Raw genomic sequence first — 17,105 nt, 5'->3', positions numbered from 1 at the left:
CATGCTCCGCCTCTCACAGCTCATCGTCCTCGGCCTCCACTTTCTCCTTGGGCATCTGCGTGCAGCGGAACCGCTGGACTGGGCCTTCATCGGTCTGTGGGACCGCTCCATGCCGCAGGTGGAGGCGGCATGCCGCGAAAATGGCATCAAAGCCTCCTTTTTCAGAGGGCAAAGCTTTAACGAAACGCAGAAGCCGGAGCAGGCCGCGGAGCACCGGCTGGTTTTCGTACTGAATCTGGAGGCCGATCAAGCCCCAGCCCTCACGCAGCGCCTCAAAGAAGCCCGCGCGCTGAATCCCGAGCAGCGCGTCATCCCGCTGGATGCACGCGGGAGTCAGATGGATCTGGAGAAGGCCGGACTCCTCCTGAAAGACGAAGCCGTGCCAGCCTACTGGCGCCCGAATGGCACGCTGAATGTGCGCCGCCTCATCCGCTACTGCATGGTGAAACACTGCGGCGTGCAGGGAGAAATCGAGCCGCCTGTGCTCATCCCGGATTCCGGCTACTATGATCCCGCACGCGAAGAGTCGTTTGCGGAGATCGGAGAGTTCATTGCTTTCAAGCGCGAGAAGAAGCGCTGGGTCGAAGGTGCCTCCGTGGCGGTGCTCCTGCTGCAGCAGTCGTTTTGGATCACGCATGATCTGAAGGTCATCGACGCACAGATCTCCGCGCTGGAAAAAAACGGGATCAATGTGGTGCCTGTGTTTGGAGACCGGGAGGAAAATGTGACCAAGCTCACACGAGCAGCCAGCCCCACCATCATCATTGAAGACCGCCATGGCGCCATGTGGCAGAGCACCACGCTGCTCAAGGAACTGAATGCGCCCTATCTGAGGCCCATCTCCATGCTGGCCACCACGAATGAGGAGTGGCTGAAGGACCCGCGCGGACTCTCCGCTCGTGATGTGGGCATGTTCATGGCACTGCAGGAATCCTGGGGCACGCTTGAGCCCGTGGTCGTTGGCGGCTTGAAGGAAAACATCCAGGGCTTCCGCCTGCACGAGCCCATTCCTGACCGCATCGAGGCCTTTGCCGCCCGCGCCGCACGCTGGGCCGCTCTCCGCCGCAAGAGCAACGCCGAGAAAAAGATCGCGCTCATCTATTACAACAAAGGCCTCGGGCAGGACGACCTCATGCGCGGCAGTCCCACCGGCGGCTTTTTGGATGCGCCTGAAAGCTTAATGCGCTTCTTGCCGCAGTTGGAAAAGGCCGGCTTCAGCGTGAAGGGCACGCCCAAGGATTCGGCATCACTCATCGCCGCCATGAAGCGCTGCGGTCGCAACATCGGCCCCTGGGCACAGGGAGATCTGGAAAAGCTGGTGGATGAATCCCAGCCCGTGCTGGTGCCGCTGCAGCAGTATGAGCAGTGGTTTAACACGAAGCTTAGCGAAGCGGCGCGGAAGACCATGGTGGAGAAATTTGGCCCGCCGCCCGGGCGCATCATGGTGGTGCAGCGGAATGGCGAGCCGCACATCGTGCTGCCGAAGATCGAGCTGGGAAACCTCGTGCTCATGCCGCAGCCGGAGCGCGGGGAGAAGCAGGATGAAAACCTGCTGCACAACCGCGATGTGCCGCCGCCGCACAACTACTTGGCCTTTTACTGGTGGCTAGAGGAACAGTATCATGCCGATGCCATCGTGCACTGGGGCACGCACGGCACGCTGGAGCTGCTGCCCGGAAAAGAAGCGGGCCTTTCCAAAGACTGCTGGAGTGATGTGTGCGTGGGCCGCCTGCCCGTGGTGAACCTGTGGATCACCGACAATCTCGGCGAGGCGACGCTCTCCCGCCGCCGCTCCTACGCCGCGCTGGTGGACCACATGCCGCCGCCAGCCATGGCCGCGGGGCTGGACGGTGAATTCAAAAACCTGCACGAGGACATCCACAAATACCGCACGCTGGAGGACGGCCTGCTCAAAGAGGAGTACCGCAAGCGCATCACCCAACAGGCGCGCGCCGCCAGCCTGCATGGTGCCGCCGGCGGTTCTGAAGCCGTGATGGATGACGCTGCGGTGACAAAGCTCGATGAGCATCTGCACAATCTCCTCGAATCACGCACCCCCCTGCGCCTGCATGTGCTGGGAGAGGGGCCGCACGATGACGAGATGGTGCCCTACCTCACGCAAATCCTCGGAGAGCCGCTGCTGGAGCATCTTTCAGCCACACGCGGGCTGCAGCGCGTTGCTTTGGAACACAAGACGCAGGACCACGGCGCTGCGGCAGAATTTCTGCGCGCCGCGCTCAATGGCACTCCGCCTGCGGATGTGCGCATGACGCCAGAGCTGGAGAAGGATGTGGCCTTTGCCCGTGAAATGCGCGCACGCTTGCTGGATGCCGGGAAAGAACACGCGGGGCTCATCACCGCATTATGCGGCCACTACATCGAGCCTGGCCCCGGACCAGACCCGATTCGCAATCCTGCCACCGCGCCTGGCGGTCGAAATCTATATTCGCTCAATCCCGAGGAAATCCCCACACGGCCCGCTTGGGAAACCGCGCGCAAACTGGTGGACGAACTGCTCCGCACGCGGAAGCCGAAGAAGATCGCCATGGACCTCAACGGCATGGAAACCATGCGCGACTTCGGCGTCATGGAAGGGCAGATCCTCGCGCTGCTGGGCGTGCGGCCCATCTGGAACCAGAACAATCTCGTCATTGATGTGGAGCTCATTCCCGCAGAAGAACTGGGCCGCCCGCGCGTGGAGGTCTTCATCGCCATGGGCGGACAGTACAAAGAAAACTTCCCTACCCGCGTGGCCCTGCTGGACAAAGCCGTGCGCATGGCCGCCGCCGCACCCGAGGCTGCCAATCCTGTGCGCGATGCCGTCGCAGCCACCCATGAGCGACTCCTCAAGCGCGGCTACTCCGCCGCCCGTGCGGACCAGTATGCCGCTGCGCGCATCTTCGGCACCAAGCCCGGCAACATGAGCGGCACCAACATCCTCTACCTCATCCCGCGCTCCGGTGTGTGGGACAAGGACGAGGAAGTCACCAGCGTGTATACGGACAGCATGAGCTTTGTTTACACCCAGGACACGTGGGGAGAAAAGGTGGACGGTCTCTACGAAGAGGCGCTGCAAGACACCGACACCGTGCTGCGCGTCTGGGCTTCCAACATGACCAGCCAGCTTTCCAACCATCACGCCTATGAATACCTCGGCGGGCTGAGCATGGCGGTGAAAAAAGTCACCGGCAAATCGCCCGCCGCCGTCATCTCTGATGTGCGCGACCCCTCCGGCGCGCGGGTGCGCGACTTTGAAGAAGTGCTCGCTGCCAACCTGAAGTCGGAGCTGCTGAACCGCCGCTGGCTGGAAGGCATGAAGTCCCACGACTACGCAGGCGCAGGGCACATCACCGAGCTGGTCAAAAACACCTTTGGCTGGTCCGTCACGCGAAGGGAGAGCATCACACAGGAGACGTGGAACGAAGTCTATGAAGTCATCGTCAAAGACAAGCACCAGCTCGGATTGAAGGAGTGGTTTGAGCGCGTCTCTCCCCATGCCATGCAGGAGATCAGCGCCACGCTGCTGGAGGCCGCGCGGAAGGATCTCTGGCAGGCCACGCCCGAGCAGGTGCAGGCGCTCTCACAGATCTATGCGCAGTCTGTCAAAGCCCACGGCGATTCCGGCGGCCTTGTCAGCGGCGGGAACACCCGGCTGGCGGAATTCGTCACCGCCAAACTCAATGCACCGGGAGATCAGGAAAACGCCGCGCTGGCCAAAGCCATGCGCGCCAAACTGCAGGAAAGTGCCGAGCCGCCCGCCTCAGCCGCAGAGAAAGTCAGCGGCCCGCAGATCGGTGAAGCCCCGGAAAAAGCAGCGCAACCGCAACCGCCCCCACAGCCGGAAGGTCCCGTGCTGCAACCTGCATGGAACTCATTCGCGTGGTTGATCGGCGGAGCGGCTGTGCTCTTGATCCTTGCCGGTTTCTTCAAACGATCCGGGTCTGCCTCATGAAGTTGCTCGAACAACTGCTCTCCATCATCTCCGAAGCCGTCCTGCTGCCCACGCTGGCGGCCATCGTCATCCTCGTGGCCTGGAGCGCCATGCTGCTCGGCGGACTGCTTCGTGAATGGCTGGGCCGACGCACCGTGAGCTCCACCCTCACTGCTCTGCGTCGTGCGCATGTCGAAGGCGCGGATGCCGTGAAAATGCTGCATATCCTCAGCACCGCCACCACCGGCCTGCCCGCACGGCTGAATCAACTGCTCTCCCAATGGGGCGGCGCCGCAGATCTCACGCACTGCCTCGTGGAGCTGGAAATCGAAACCGCCACCACGCTTTCCCGACTCACCTGGATGACGCGCATCGCGCCAATGCTCGGACTCATGGGCACGCTCATCCCGCTCGGCCCAGCCCTAACCGGTCTTGCCTCCGGAGACCTCGCCACGCTCTCCAGCAACCTCGTCGTGGCCTTCACCGCCACAGTCGTGGGCGTGCTGCTCGGGTGCACCTCCTACACCATGAGCCTCGTGCGCAAAAACTGGTACCAGCGGGACCTCAGCACCCTGGAGCACCTCTTCACCAACGCGAACCGCCCCGCCCTCCCATGAAGAAGCGCCTCTGGGACGACTCTGAAGGCGATGATCCCGCCACCGGCCTCATCAATCTCTTTGATGTGTGGATCGCCTTTGCCGCCGCTCTGCTGCTCGCCGTGGTGAGCTACTTCAATCTCCCCAAGCCCGCGCCATCCGCCTCTACCGACTCCCCGACAGACAAATCTCCCACCACCGAAACGATCGACGCCGCGCGCATGAAGATCGACCGCTTTCAGGAAAGCCAGGCCAGCAAAAGCGGCGAAGGCGAACGCCTGGGCACCGCCTACCGCCTCAAATCCGGCGAGATCATTTACGTGAAGGACAAGCAGAAGAAGTAGCCCTCACTTCCTTCGCCGGGACTCGCGCACAGGTTCAAAAGTGAGCCTACTTCCGCGTCGCACTCTGGTCCCCGTTCAGCCAGTCGTCCTCGGGCTTCAGCACCAGCTTCCCCGTCTTCGCGCCTTCAGTTGGCCCCTTCCAGGAAAGGGCACGGGTCCACGCACCGTCCGCCGCGGCCACCACGCCCACATTCACGGCCAGCGGATGATTCTGCAGCAAGCCGCGCATCATCTGCCAGCGCCGGTCCATGACCTCGTTCACGATCTTCGGGTCAGGCTTGCCACCACCGCTCGCCTCATCCGCCAGGCGATGCGCCTCCCTGCTCGCTGCGGTGAATTCAAAGCCCGCGCGCAGAAACGCCACCCTTCGGTGCGCCGCGGCATCTCCCTCCGTGGCCTTCGCCGCGGCCACCAGATGCGCCCGCAGCGCCGCCATCGTTTCATCCGTGATCTGCGGAAAGACACGCTTCCCCGGGGTGAGCACGATCCCCTTCTCCGCCAGCAGAAAATACTGCCTCACCTCCTCTGCTCCCGCGCCAAAGCCTGTTTTGCAAAAGTCATCCAGCAGGGCGTCGTACTCCTGCGTCGGATTCCAGCTTAGCTTTGCCATCATGTAATAGTGCAGGCCCTGCGTGGCCCAGTGATGGTACAGGCTGTCCATGTCCGTGGCCAGCATGCCGCTTGCCGCCAGGTAGCGCAGCGTTTCGGAGTTCTCCCGTGCACGCGGACTCAGCGCACCGTCGTAGTGGCCGCTGTGCAGGTTGTTGGGCCGCCAGTACACCCGTTTCGCTCCGGCCGCCTGCCAGCCTTTCCATCCATCCGCACTGTTCGGCACATAGCGCAGCACCAGGTTCGGGTGCAGTTTCTCACGCATCGGCGGGTCGGAGTAGTAGCTGTAGGCCTCCACCAGGAAAAGCTGGTCCGGCACCACCTTCGTCACGCGCTCCACCACGGCATTCCAGTAATGCACAAAGCGGTCCGTCAGCGCCACATGCTCCACCTCGCTGCGCTCTGATTCGCCCACCTTTTTGAAGATGAGCATTCGCACCTTCGGCGCGTTCGGCGCGTCGAGCTTGTTGCACGCCTCGCACAGGCAGAAATTCGAATAACCCCCGTCATTCGGGCACAGAGAGATCGCCGCCTGCGCCTTCCCATTGAGCCGTGTGAGAACGTCGTTGGCCACATGTTCCACCAGTCCCGGATTCGAAATGCACAGCCGCCACCGCCCCTTTGCATTGCTTTGATCACGCGTGCCATCCGGCTGCAGGGCAAACCATTCCGGATGCGCCGCTCCATGCTCATCCCATCCGCCTCGCAGTCCGTAGCCCGCCGCACCACCCACCACGCCGATGTTCCCACCCAGCCCATGCCACTTCTCCCAGCTCCCATCCGATTCCGTTAGGGACGCGGCGTCCCGCGCCTTCTTGTAATCATCCAGTGTCAGCCCCAGCGCCGTCAGCCCCTCCGCCGCCCCACGCGCATCCAGCCCGGCAAACCGGATCTTCCGCTGCCCGATCGGCGGAGTGAACCGCACATCAAGGCTCGCCACTGAGATCGTCGGTTTCTTTGGGATCACCTTGCCAGATTCCCCCGGCCACAGAAACCGGCAGCCCAGCGACTCAAGAAAAGTGAAAACCGCCATCGTATTCGGATCTCGCGACTTCGCGGCGATGTCGTCATTCATTCCCGCGATCACGATGAAATTCCCACCGCTCTTCAGCATGATCCCGCCGAGACCAAGTCCTTCTGTGGAGGCACCCAGCCGCTTGGTCAGCTCCCCTTCCCCCAGCACAATGAAATTCGCCGCCAGCTTGCCACCAGCAGCCGGAATGATCCCATCATTGTCCACACTGGCCCCGCTCAATTCCTTTTCGTGAACCACCGCCAGCGTTGCGCCGGACATTTGTTTGAGGTGTCCCACCAGCGCCTTGGTCGAAAGATCCCCCGCTGCGGCACTTCCCGTCAAAACGACCGTCGCCCTCGGCTGGCCATCCTGGGTGATCACAACGTCCGCCAGCAGGGGCTGGCAGAGGGAAAGGGACAGAAACCAGGCAAAACAAGTCCGTGCGCGCATGGCTCAAAATACGTCCGATTCGCCACGGTATTGCGCCGCCCCTTGCCATGCCCTGATCACATAAGCACGACAAAAGCCGCAGCGGCTAAAAAACCGCTCCAGCGACTCCGAAAGGAGCATTTTTCGTGCCTAGATTACAAAAAAGGTTGTCACATTTCGCGAGCCTGAATAGCATCGCCGCGGCTCCAACCAAGCCCGGCCCCAACCAGGCCGTATTCCCAACCAGCCGCCCAACCAACCATGACCCATCCCCTGCTGAAAAGCACCGGGAGCGGGGCCGCACGGATTTTATCCGCGATGGCCGCGCTCGTACTCGCCACCACCTCCGCCCATGCTGCGGACGGCACCCCCACCCTCAACAGCGGAGACACCGCCTGGCTGCTCATCTCCACAGCCCTGGTGCTCTTCATGATGATCCCCGGACTGGCTCTATTCTACGCCGGCCTGGTCCGGTCCAAGAACATCCTCTCCATCCTCATGCAGTGCTTTGCACTGACCGCAGTGATGAGCCTCGTCTGGCTCGCCTGCGGCTACTCGCTGAGCTTTGCGGACGGCGGCTCCTTCATCGGCGGCCTCGACAAAATGTTTCTCAAGGGCGTCACGGTCAATTCCGCGCGCAGCGACTGCCCCACCATTCCGGAACTCCTTCATTTCGCCTACCAGATGATGTTCTTCCTCATCACGCCCGGGCTCTTCATCGGTGCCTTCGCCGAGCGTATGAAGTTCAAGGCCATCCTCGTCTTCAGCGTTGTCTGGAGCTTGGTCGTCTATGTCCCCTGCTGCTACGGCGTGTGGCACAAGGCGGGCGCCTTCCTTGGCCTCACCGGCGTCATCGATCTCGCGGGCGGCATCGTGGTGCACATCACCGCCGGCATCGCCGCCCTGGTAGCCTGTATCATGGTCGGTCCGCGCAAAGAATTCCCCAGCGCGCAGCTCATGCCGCACAATCTGCCCCTGACCATCGTCGGCGCGGGCATGCTGTGGGTGGGTTGGTTTGGCTTCAATGCTGGCAGCCAGCTCGCGGCGAATGGCGCTGCAGCCATGACACTCATCGTCACCCATCTTTCCGCCTGCGCGGCCTCCGTGGTGTGGATGCTCATCGAGTGGATCCGCAATGGCAAGCCCAGCGCCCTCGGCATCGCCACCGGCTCCATTGCCGGCCTCGCCGCCATCACGCCCGCCTCGGGCAAAGTCGGCCCGGTGGGAGCCATCTGCATTGGTGCCATCTCCGCCTGGGTCTGCTGGCTCGCCTGCTCAAAGTTGAAGCACAAGTTCCGCTATGACGACTCCCTGGACGTTTTCGGCGTGCATGGCGTGGGCGGCTTCATCGGCACCATGCTCGTGGCCGTTTTCGGCTCCACCACCTTCGCCGGCGGCCTCGGAGACTTCAGCATCGGCAAGCAAGTCGTCACACAGGGTCTCGCCTCTCTCTACACCATCCTGCTCTCCGGCATTGCCAGCTACGTGATCCTGAAAGTCATCGATCTCACCATTGGGCTGCGCGTCTCTCATGAAGAGGAAAATCAGGGACTCGACCTCGCCGAGCATGGCGAGACCGCCTACAACGACTGAGGCCTGCAACCTAAACCTCGATGATGAAGCCACGCCCCCGTGGCTTCATCATCATTTTTGCGAATGCCTGATTGCGAATTGTCATTCAGGCGCGCATAGGCTTAAATTTATTCCTTTTCCCCTCCGCACCTCCCTCTCTCCTTCCCCCAAGTCATGATCGATGTTCAGGAACTCACCAAGCAGTATGCCGGTCGCACTGCGGTGAACAACATCTCCTTCCAGGTGGAACCGGGCGAGATTGTGGGCTTTCTGGGACCCAATGGTGCCGGAAAATCCACCACCATGCGCATTCTCAGCGGCTACATGCCGGCCACCTCCGGGCGGGCCACCGTGGCTGGCTTCGATGTCTTCCACCAGTCCATCCAGGTACGCCAATCCGTCGGCTACATGCCGGAAATGGCCCCGCTGTACACGGACATGAAGGTCAAGGAGTACCTCCGCTTCCGGGCCGAGCTCAAAGGCCTCTCCGGCATGTCCATGCGCCGCCGCATCGGCGAGGTGATGGAGCTCACCGGCGTCACCGACATGCGCAAGCGCCTCATCGGAAACCTCTCCAAGGGCTACCGCCAGCGCGTGGCCCTGGCAGATGCCCTCGTGCACCGGCCCAAGCTCCTCATCCTCGACGAGCCCACCAACGGCCTCGACCCCGTGCAGATCCGCCATGTGCGCGACCTCCTGCGCAATCTGAAGTCCAAGCACACCGTCCTGCTCTCCACCCACATCCTGCATGAGGTCGAGCAGACCTGCGACCGTGTGGTCATGATCCACCAAGGCCGCATCCGCGCCAATGACACGCCGGCAAATCTGACCCGCCAGCTGCGTTCCACCACCCTGCTTCATCTGGAAATCGATGGCACGGGCGATCTGGCGGAAAAACTCTCCGCCATTCCCGCCGTGCGCAAAACCACGGAGGAGCCGGTCCTCGTTCACCCATGGCGGCGTTTCACCCTCAGGGTCGAACCCGACCACGACGCCCGCGATGAAGTGATGGAACTCGCTATGAAACAAAAATGGCGCATCCGCGAGATGCACCGCCAGCTCCCCACTTTGGAAGATGTCTTCGTCGAGCTCTCCATGAACGCCGGAACCCCCACCGACATTCCCACTCACGTCCTATGAGGATATTCTGGATCCTGCTCAAAAAAGAACTGCATTCCTTCTTTGTCTCCCCCGTGGCCTACGTGGTGCTGGCCCTCGTCATGATATTGAACGGCTTCGCTTTCCGCGCTGCCCTTTCAGTTCTGGAAAACGCCCCCAGCGAAGGCTCCATCGTCAGCTGGACCTTCCATGCCATGTGGTTCTGGCTCTCCTACTTTTTCATCTTCCCGCTGCTCACCATGCGCCTCTTTGCCGAGGAGAAAAAGATGGGTACGCTGGAGACGCTCTTCACCGCCCCGGTGCGCGCCTGGCAGGTGGTCGGCTCCAAGTATCTTGCCTCAGTCATCGTTTACTGCGTGCTCTGGCTGCCCAGCCTGATCAATTTCAAATTCGCGCACTGGATCTCCGCCGGCCAGGTGGAGCTGCCCGGTGGCGCCATGCGCGGCGCCTACCTCATTCTGGTGGTCATGGGCATGTTCAATCTCGCCGTGGGCTGCTTTGCCTCTTCGCTGACAGCCAATCAGATCGTGGCCGCCATCATCTCCTTCACGCTCAGCCTGCTGCATTTCCTGCTGGGCATCTTCATCATGGTCGTCGGGCGCAAGATCTCGGACACCATCGTGGACATCGTCAATTACTTCGCCGCCACCGAGCATATCCGCATCTTCACCGCGGGTCTCATCGACAGCAGGCCCATCATTTATTACCTCAGCATGTCCCTGCTGTTTCTCTCCTTCACCCACCACGTGGTCGAGTTCCGCCGCTGGCGCCCGTGACAATCCGATTGATCCAACCCCATGCCGGATTCCGCACCGAACACCCCGTCTGAAACGCCGCCAGCAAGGCCGCAGCAGGCCATGCCCAAGCGCGCCGGCATCGGCCTGAACGTCGCCATTCAGGTCTTCCTGGCCCTGGCCCTCTTCGCCGGCGTCAACCGCCTCAACTACTACCACTACTGGCGCTGGGATCTCAGCCCCAGCCAGGACTACACCCTCAGCCAGGCCACCCTCACCTACCTCGACAGCCTCTCGCGCGATGTGCAGATCTACATCGTCTTTGGCCGGGACTCCAAAGTCTATGGCGATGTCCAGTCCCTTCTGGACGAATACCACCTCCACGGCAGGCAGCGCATCAAGGTCCGCTCCATCGATCCCATCCGCGATATCGAACGCGCCGAGCAGCTCAAGGCGGACACCGGCCTCTCCCTCGCGCAAAACGGCGTGCTGATTCGATGCGGGGTGAACAAGCGCTTCATCACCGAAGAAGAGCTCGTCGTCCGTGAGTCGGGCACCAGCACCAACAAGCAGATCATCGAGTTCCGCGGTGAAGACGCCATCTCCTCCGCGCTCATGTCCGTCGTGGAGGGTCGCGTGCGCAAATTCTACTACGTCGTCGGCAAAGGCAGCCGCTCCGACGAGGCGCAGAGCGACGCCTACAACGCCGCCATCGATCTCGGCAAGCAGCAGAACTTTGAAGTCATCCAGGTCAATCTCTCGGAAATCAGCCACATTCCCACGGACACGGACGGCCTTCTCATTCTCGGCGCGCGCTATGACCTCTCCGAACGCGAGATCGCCATGCTCAATGACTACTGGCAGAACAAGCGCGCGGGCATTTTCATCATGCTCGATCCCGGCGGTGAAACGACCCGCCTGAATGCCTTTCTCACCTCCATCGGCGTACACCCCCGTGGCGACCGCGTTCTGATGGCGGAGAGCACCAGCACCGGCCCCAAGAAAGAGTTCTCGGTGCTGGCTGAATTCACGAAGGATGTGCCCTTCACCCGCCACCTCACTTCTTCCGCCATCACACTGGCCGGGCAGACGGAATCCCTGGAACTCATCCAGGACAGCCCCACCCTCAGAGAGCAGTCCATCAGTGTTCAGCCTCTCATAGTGGCCGCTCCACGCTACTGGGGCGAACGCCAGTTTCTCGAGGAGCTCCCCATCGTTGATGAAGAGGACACCGTGCCGCCCATCTACGTCTCCGCCAGCATCGAGCGCGGCTCCAAGCAGGACGAAAACCGCGCAGACAGCGGGCGCATGGTCGTGGTTTCCAATTCCACCCTCCTGGACAAGCAGACCATGCTTGCTGTCAGCCGTGACTTTGTGGCCGCCGGGGTCAACTGGCTGATGAACCGTGGCAACAACATCGGCATCCCGCCCAAGTCCAAGCACTCCTACCGCATTCAGCTCACCAACAGGCAGCATGAGCTTATTTTCTGGATCACCTCCATCACCCTGCCAGGCATTGTTCTGGGCTTTGGCTTTCTGGTCTGGGCCAGCCGGCGTGCCGCATGAGAACCGACTTTGACGCATGAGCGCACGCACCACCCTCCTCCTGTTTCTGCTGGTCGCGGCCATGGGCGCGATCATCCTCGGCATTGAGCGTTACTTCCCTTCCGCTGTGACCACCCGCGAACTCCGTCGCGGCCCCACCCGTTTCGAGAAGGAAAAGATCACCCGCATTGAAGTGCTGGGCGCGGAAAACGCCCCCCTCACCCTCGTGCGCGATGGCAACGCCTGGCACATGGAGGCGCCCTTTGATGACCTGGCAGATCCGCAGAAAGTCGCCGCGCTCATCCTCACACTCCATGGCGTTGACTGGATCTCGCGCATTCACCGCGACGAGTTTGACGAGGGTGAATGGCGGAAGACAGGACTCGACAAGCCACGCTACAAGGTGCGTCTGCTCGCCGGAGATGCCCTGGCCTACGAATGCTGGTTTGGCCTGCCGGCGGTCGTGGAAAACAGCATCTACATTGGCATCCCGGATACTGCCAAAGGAGAGGTCGCCTATTACCATGCCAAGAGCGGCGCACTGCCCATCCTGCAGATTCCGGCGTCGTCCTGGAGAGATCCCAAATTGCTCCGCCTCCCTGCCGAGGTCATCACCGGCATCACTCTCAGCCAGGCTTCCGGCCAGATCGTCCTTTCCCGCGAAAACGAGCATGCCCCCTGGCAGCTCGACAAGCCCCTCAAAACCCGTGGCAGCAAGGAGCGCATCACCGAACTCCTCTCCACCATCCTCAACATCGAAATTACTGAGGCCAAGGACGTCACGGCCGCCACCAAGGAACAAGCTCAGACCGCACACGCCGATGAGCTGAAAGTCACCATTGAGTCAAAGACTCGTGGCAAATCCTACGAGCTGACCTTGAAGAAGCCGGCTGATGAAAAGCAGGCGGTCACCACGGCCACCACCACTTATCGCAAGCCCGCCTTCACCGTCGTTGCCAAAAACCTCCTCTCCCTCTGGGTCAGCCCCAATGCCCTGCGCGACCACCTCCTGGCGCAGATCGATGGTGAGCGGATCGAATTCATCACCATCACCAGCAAGGCGCATCCGGAGATCAACCTTCGCAATGAAGGCGGGTCGTGGTACCTGCAACGGCACGGCAAGTGGGATCCCGCCAACGGCGAGCGCGTTTCGCGCTGCCTCAACGCTCTCAACACCTTCGAGATCCTCCAGTTCGCCGCCGATTCCGCCGCGGATCTGACTCCCTATGGTTTGGATGATCCTTTCCAAACTGTGACCTGGACACCGCAGCGCGAGAAGCCGGTGAAGCTCATGTTTGGCACCAACCCCGAAGGCACTCAGTTCTTTGCCAAGTACGACAGCGAGCCCTTCATCTACCGCATCGATGCCTCCCTTCTGCCATCATTGGCCACGGACGGCATCAAATGGAAAGGCCTGGGCGCTCTGCGCTTCACCACCTTTGCCTTGCGCCGCATCACCATGTCCACCGGCGCCAATGCGCCCATCGTTCTCGACTACAACCCTGTCACTGCCGAATGGAAAGCCACCCGTGGCGGCCGCGATGCCACTGCTGAACTGGACCGCGTGAAAGCAGACCAGCTCGCCAGCAATCTCGCGCGCTTCACCGTGCAGGACTGGGCCGCCGACCGCAGCGACGCACTGCAGGCGCTTAAAACGCCCTTCCTCACCATTCAGATTGTGCTCGGTGAACCGGGGCGTCTGGACGGACCTGTGCGTGAAGTGGAAATTTTGTTCTCACCAACGCAGCCCAATGCCTCGACCGCCTTTTATTTTGGCCAGATCAAAGACGATCCCGACATCTTCTACATCAGCAACAGCGCCCTGCTGCAAATCGCGGGCATCAATGTCTTCAAGGCCAAACCGGCCAAGTAAGGTGCGCCCCGCAACCCCTCCGTTTCGCACCCAAAAAAAGTGCGCTGGACGGGAAAGTCCAGCGCACTTCGGTCAGCTGCCAGCAAACAGCCCGAGGCAGATCAATGGCCGCCGCCGAGAAGATAAAAGATCAGCAGCACTGGGAGCGGCACGCCAAGCAGCCAGAGAACTGCCCAGCCAATTTTACCTTCGTCTTTCTTGAAGTATTGTTCGATTTTCGTTTTCATAGGAGTTTTGGTTCTCAATTAGTTCGTGTGTCACGCAGCATGCGGATGGGTGTCACTCTCCATTCATGCTCAGTGTTTTTTTCCTGGCAGCGCCGGAGCCTGAGGTGCAGCCGCCGGAGGCGCAAGATGCGGCGGAGCGACGGGTGTGACGTGAGGAGCGTTGCCACCCTGCGGCGGTAGCGGACGAGTGGGCGCAGGCTGCTGCGGCGGCGGCGGCATTGGTGCGGGTCTCACATGTGGCGGCGCTGCTGGCGCTGGGTTCGCACGAGGCGGCTGTGGCGAAGGTGAAGGTGGGTTCACACGGGGAGCCGCAGGTGCCGCTGGGAGAGCGCCGGGCACTCGTCCTGGCGGATGTTCCATTTGAGTACGACCGGGGGTGTGACCTGGATTATTGGGGAAACCACGGTGACCTTCGGGCCCGTTCGGTGAATTGGGAGTATTCTCAGGCACAGAGGGACGCGGCGGAGACTCCTTAGGAGGGTTGGGAGGGCTTGTCGAAGGAGCCTGATTGCCGGGAATCACTTGCGGACTGCCCGGCCTTTTACGCGGCCCTTCATCAGTGGGTGGTGGCTTGCTTTCTCCGGGCCTCATGCCTGGCTGTTGGTTCCCGCCGCGGCGGCCGCGGGGAGTCAGTCCTGGCTGAGGCACGATCCCTCCGTTGCCGGGCTCATCGATCTTCTTCTTGGGAATGCCTGGAGGTGCATCGCCAGAGATGGGTTTCGCAGGTCGCACCTCTTCCGTTGGATTGCGTGGATCTCCACCCGGTGGCACGACCGCGGGCGGCACTCCGCCTCCGCGGCCAGAGCGTTCGTGAGGCTCCAGCGCGCGCCCGAAAGCAGGCGGAGGAACGGCGGCAGTCGCGGGCTGGATGTTCTTCTCCGGCAGAGTGGGAGGCCTCATCCGTGCCAGCTCATCACGTTGCTTCTTCCGCAATTCTTCGGCGTTTTGAGCGCCCTTACCGCCATGCCAGCCACGGTCAATCTCAGGCTGCTGAAAGGCTTCACGCACCTTCGATGGGAACATGTGGGAGGACGCATCTCTGCGAATGGATGGCGCAGCTATGACGAGCTGATCCTGCTCCACCCGGGCCGGATTGCCCATGCCGCGATGTGGAGGCCCTCCATTGGGACCTCCATTCCGATGCTCAAGCCATTCGCGGCGAAATCCGTCGTCATCACGCCGCAGGGTCAGCCGGCGTACTTGATTGCCGCCCAGCCCGTCAATGCGCTGCGGATCGGGGCCGCCCACAAACACTTGGCTCATCGCGTTCTGCCGAAAGCTCGTGTTGGTAATGTTTACCGACTGGTCATAGAACCCGAAATTGCGGCTGCGATCCAGGATGAACGGCCTCAGCGATGTGCGACTGGCGAACGCAGTGAAAGGTACAAAATTGTAGTACGCAGGCCCAACATCATAGTAGCTGTCCGTCCAGCCTCCGAAGCCAATGTTCGGCACCCAGGCTGCTTCGGGCGGCAGGGGCGCCCAGCCTATCTGATTCTGCGTCTGCCGCCAGGACACCCAGGCCGGCGCCCATTCATACCCCGGCACCCAGAACCAGTGGTGCTGCATGCGGATCCAGCGGCCATAGTGGTAGGTCAGCCAGCCAAAGTCCTCGTTGGACATCCAGGTCCAGCCGGCATCCGTGTACACCCAGTTGCCATCGGCGTAGGGTGACCACCCCGGCTGCTGGGAGGCCAGGGGCTCCCACACATAGCCGTAGTTTGGCGTGTAGATCCAGTCGCCGTAGGGACTGAGAGCATCGTAGAAGAAATCGACAGGCACGGAGTCATCCGCACGCGCCTGGGGCAGCGGAGCTGCCACCGCTATCAGGGTGGCGCATAAGAGAAGCAAAGTTCGTTTCATGATTGGGCAGAAGGTTGAGCACAATGGGGTTTTGGCGCTCTCGCCGGATTCCTCGTTTCACGAACAATCCCGGATGAGATGCCGGTTGTTAGCACGCACCGTTACCCCTCAGGATCGGCAAGCACCGCCATGCCGGATGCCTGGTTTCATTACCGAGCCCCCCTTCCACACCATTCCTCGCTCGTCTTCTGCTAAGGCACACCCCTGCTCTGAGGATCAGGTTGAAGAAACACGGCGGGACGATGTCCCTCTAAAGCTCCGCCTTTTAGGTCGGTGTAACTGGCGGTGAGGGAGGGATTCGAACCCTCGGTAGCTGTTAAGGCTACGCATCTTTAGCAAAGATGTGCTTTCGACCACTCAGCCACCTCACCAATAGTTGTGTCGCGGCCGGGCGGCCAGCGGATCGCTATTTAGCGTGCTGCGTGGCGGATCGTCAAACGAAAATGTCATGCACTCACCCATCTCACCCGATTAAATCCGGCCGGTTTGCCCGCGTTCGTTCCAGCGCCTGCTGCGCCCGCCACGCCGCAATCTTCGCATGGTTCCCGCTCAGCAGCATCTCCGGCACCTTCAGGCCGCGATATTCCGCAGGCTTTGTGTACTGCGGAGCCTCCAGCAGCCCGCTCTCACCAAAGCTCTCCTCCACCGCGCTCATCTCATCGCCCAGCACTCCAGGCAGCAGCCTCACGATCGCGTCCATCACCACCACAGCCGCGATCGCTCCGTTCGTCAGCACGTAATCCCCCAGGCTGATCTCCTCATCCACCCAGTGCTCAATGATTCGATGGTCGATCCCTTCGTAATGACCGGAAAGAAAAATCAAATGCTGCTCCCCCGCCAGCCTCCGAGCCGTCGCCTGGTCAAACCGCTTCCCCGCCGGCGACAGGTAAATAATCCGCGCTTCCGGCGTATCCAGGCGGTCCAGCGTTTCAAACACCGGCTCCGGCCGGATCACCATCCCCTGCCCGCCCCCGTAGGGCGTGTCGTCCACATGCCGGTGTTTTCCCAGCCCCTGCTCGCGCAGGTCGTGCACCCTCAGGTCCAGAATCCCCTTTTCCTGGGCACGGCCCATCATGCTCAGGCCCATCGGCACCGAGACCAGCTCTGGAAACAACGTCACGACATCAATTTGCATGACCGCGCTATGCCCCAGCCTTTCCGGCACGGCAAGCGCGGCATTCTCACCTTCACCGGGAATGCGCCTTGACGCTTCCACCCGCACTCCTACTATCGCGGCTCCCCCATTTC

At 61.6% G+C, this 17,105-nt stretch carries 12 protein-coding genes and 1 tRNA gene; 8 read left to right on the top strand and 5 right to left on the bottom strand.

Annotated elements, in window-relative coordinates; all coding sequences use genetic code 11:
• The first annotated feature begins 1 nt into the window (after position 1).
• Genes ACILSR_RS03220 through ACILSR_RS03210 form a run of 3 tightly spaced genes read left to right on the top strand, consistent with a single transcriptional unit; the run spans position 2 to position 4,871 of the window.
• Complete coding sequence (locus tag ACILSR_RS03220) at positions 2 to 3,952, top strand: cobaltochelatase subunit CobN (protein WP_395748284.1); 3,951 nt, start codon at positions 2 to 4, stop codon at positions 3,950 to 3,952.
• Positions 3,949 to 4,548: a MotA/TolQ/ExbB proton channel family protein gene (locus tag ACILSR_RS03215; RefSeq protein WP_395748283.1), complete on the top strand. Its 600-nt coding sequence runs from the start codon at positions 3,949 to 3,951 to the stop codon at positions 4,546 to 4,548. Before ACILSR_RS03220 ends, ACILSR_RS03215 begins: the two co-directional genes overlap by 4 nt.
• Positions 4,545 to 4,871, top strand: a complete 327-nt coding sequence (locus ACILSR_RS03210) for a DUF2149 domain-containing protein (RefSeq protein ID WP_395748282.1) — start codon at positions 4,545 to 4,547, stop codon at positions 4,869 to 4,871. The genes ACILSR_RS03215 and ACILSR_RS03210 overlap by 4 nt, the downstream gene beginning before the upstream one ends.
• A gap of 46 nt (positions 4,872 to 4,917) precedes the next feature.
• Here ACILSR_RS03210 and ACILSR_RS03205 read toward each other — a convergent pair whose 3' ends face one another.
• Positions 4,918 to 6,945 carry a DUF4838 domain-containing protein gene (locus ACILSR_RS03205; RefSeq protein WP_395748281.1) on the bottom strand — a complete coding sequence of 676 codons (2,028 nt, stop codon included), beginning with the start codon at positions 6,943 to 6,945 and terminating at the stop codon, positions 4,918 to 4,920.
• A 240-nt stretch (positions 6,946 to 7,185) separates the two neighbouring features.
• On the opposite strand from ACILSR_RS03205, the gene ACILSR_RS03200 reads away from it, so the two are divergent.
• The 5 genes from ACILSR_RS03200 (at position 7,186) to ACILSR_RS03180 (ending at position 13,767) form a co-directional block, all read left to right on the top strand.
• Positions 7,186 to 8,517 (top strand): ammonium transporter, encoded by a 1,332-nt coding sequence (locus tag ACILSR_RS03200; protein WP_395748280.1) that lies wholly within the window; start codon positions 7,186 to 7,188, stop codon positions 8,515 to 8,517.
• 153 nt (positions 8,518 to 8,670) lie between these two features.
• Positions 8,671 to 9,636, top strand: coding sequence for an ATP-binding cassette domain-containing protein (locus ACILSR_RS03195; protein WP_395748279.1), 966 nt, complete (start codon positions 8,671 to 8,673; stop codon positions 9,634 to 9,636).
• On the top strand, positions 9,633 to 10,391 hold the full coding sequence (locus ACILSR_RS03190; protein ID WP_395748278.1) for an ABC transporter permease: 759 nt from the start codon (positions 9,633 to 9,635) through the stop codon (positions 10,389 to 10,391). Before ACILSR_RS03195 ends, ACILSR_RS03190 begins: the two co-directional genes overlap by 4 nt.
• Before the next feature lie 21 nt (positions 10,392 to 10,412).
• Positions 10,413 to 11,915, top strand: coding sequence for a Gldg family protein (locus ACILSR_RS03185; RefSeq protein WP_395748277.1), 1,503 nt, complete (start codon positions 10,413 to 10,415; stop codon positions 11,913 to 11,915).
• Between the two features lie 16 nt (positions 11,916 to 11,931).
• A complete protein-coding gene (locus ACILSR_RS03180; RefSeq protein ID WP_395748276.1) occupies positions 11,932 to 13,767 on the top strand; it encodes a DUF4340 domain-containing protein in 1,836 nt (611 codons plus the stop codon).
• A 101-nt stretch (positions 13,768 to 13,868) separates the two neighbouring features.
• Here ACILSR_RS03180 and ACILSR_RS03175 read toward each other — a convergent pair whose 3' ends face one another.
• The 4 genes from ACILSR_RS03175 to trmD all read right to left on the bottom strand — a co-directional run bounded on the left by ACILSR_RS03175 (position 13,869) and on the right by trmD (position 16,992).
• Positions 13,869 to 13,994 (bottom strand): hypothetical protein, encoded by a 126-nt coding sequence (locus ACILSR_RS03175; RefSeq protein ID WP_395748275.1) that lies wholly within the window; start codon positions 13,992 to 13,994, stop codon positions 13,869 to 13,871.
• 69 nt (positions 13,995 to 14,063) lie between these two features.
• Positions 14,064 to 15,857 carry a DUF6600 domain-containing protein gene (locus ACILSR_RS03170; protein WP_395748274.1) on the bottom strand — a complete coding sequence of 598 codons (1,794 nt, stop codon included), beginning with the start codon at positions 15,855 to 15,857 and terminating at the stop codon, positions 14,064 to 14,066.
• A gap of 280 nt (positions 15,858 to 16,137) precedes the next feature.
• Positions 16,138 to 16,228: transfer RNA gene (locus tag ACILSR_RS03165), tRNA-Ser, on the bottom strand.
• Between the two features lie 92 nt (positions 16,229 to 16,320).
• Positions 16,321 to 16,992, bottom strand: coding sequence for a tRNA (guanosine(37)-N1)-methyltransferase TrmD (trmD, locus tag ACILSR_RS03160; protein WP_395748273.1), 672 nt, complete (start codon positions 16,990 to 16,992; stop codon positions 16,321 to 16,323).
• Positions 16,993 to 17,105: the final 113 nt, after the last annotated feature.

It is taken from the genome of Prosthecobacter sp., from assembly GCF_044222565.1.
Classification (GTDB): domain Bacteria; phylum Verrucomicrobiota; class Verrucomicrobiia; order Verrucomicrobiales; family Verrucomicrobiaceae; genus Prosthecobacter.
Note: the sequence above shows the minus strand (reverse complement) of the source record. Positions and strands in the feature narration are given on the sequence as shown.

Bases quoted from the DNA above. Each gene is read 5' to 3' on its own strand.
- ACILSR_RS03220 (WP_395748284.1), top strand. From the start codon at position 2: ATGCTCCGCCTCTCACAGCTCATCGTCCTCGGCCTCCACTTTCTCCTT.
- ACILSR_RS03215 (WP_395748283.1), top strand. From the start codon at position 3,949: ATGAAGTTGCTCGAACAACTGCTCTCCATCATCTCCGAAGCCGTCCTG.
- ACILSR_RS03210 (WP_395748282.1), top strand. From the start codon at position 4,545: ATGAAGAAGCGCCTCTGGGACGACTCTGAAGGCGATGATCCCGCCACC.
- ACILSR_RS03205 (WP_395748281.1), bottom strand. From the start codon at position 6,945: ATGCGCGCACGGACTTGTTTTGCCTGGTTTCTGTCCCTTTCCCTCTGC.
- ACILSR_RS03200 (WP_395748280.1), top strand. From the start codon at position 7,186: ATGACCCATCCCCTGCTGAAAAGCACCGGGAGCGGGGCCGCACGGATT.
- ACILSR_RS03195 (WP_395748279.1), top strand. From the start codon at position 8,671: ATGATCGATGTTCAGGAACTCACCAAGCAGTATGCCGGTCGCACTGCG.
- ACILSR_RS03190 (WP_395748278.1), top strand. From the start codon at position 9,633: ATGAGGATATTCTGGATCCTGCTCAAAAAAGAACTGCATTCCTTCTTT.
- ACILSR_RS03185 (WP_395748277.1), top strand. From the start codon at position 10,413: ATGCCGGATTCCGCACCGAACACCCCGTCTGAAACGCCGCCAGCAAGG.
- ACILSR_RS03180 (WP_395748276.1), top strand. From the start codon at position 11,932: ATGAGCGCACGCACCACCCTCCTCCTGTTTCTGCTGGTCGCGGCCATG.
- ACILSR_RS03175 (WP_395748275.1), bottom strand. From the start codon at position 13,994: ATGAAAACGAAAATCGAACAATACTTCAAGAAAGACGAAGGTAAAATT.
- ACILSR_RS03170 (WP_395748274.1), bottom strand. From the start codon at position 15,857: ATGAAACGAACTTTGCTTCTCTTATGCGCCACCCTGATAGCGGTGGCA.
- trmD (WP_395748273.1), bottom strand. From the start codon at position 16,992: ATGCAAATTGATGTCGTGACGTTGTTTCCAGAGCTGGTCTCGGTGCCG.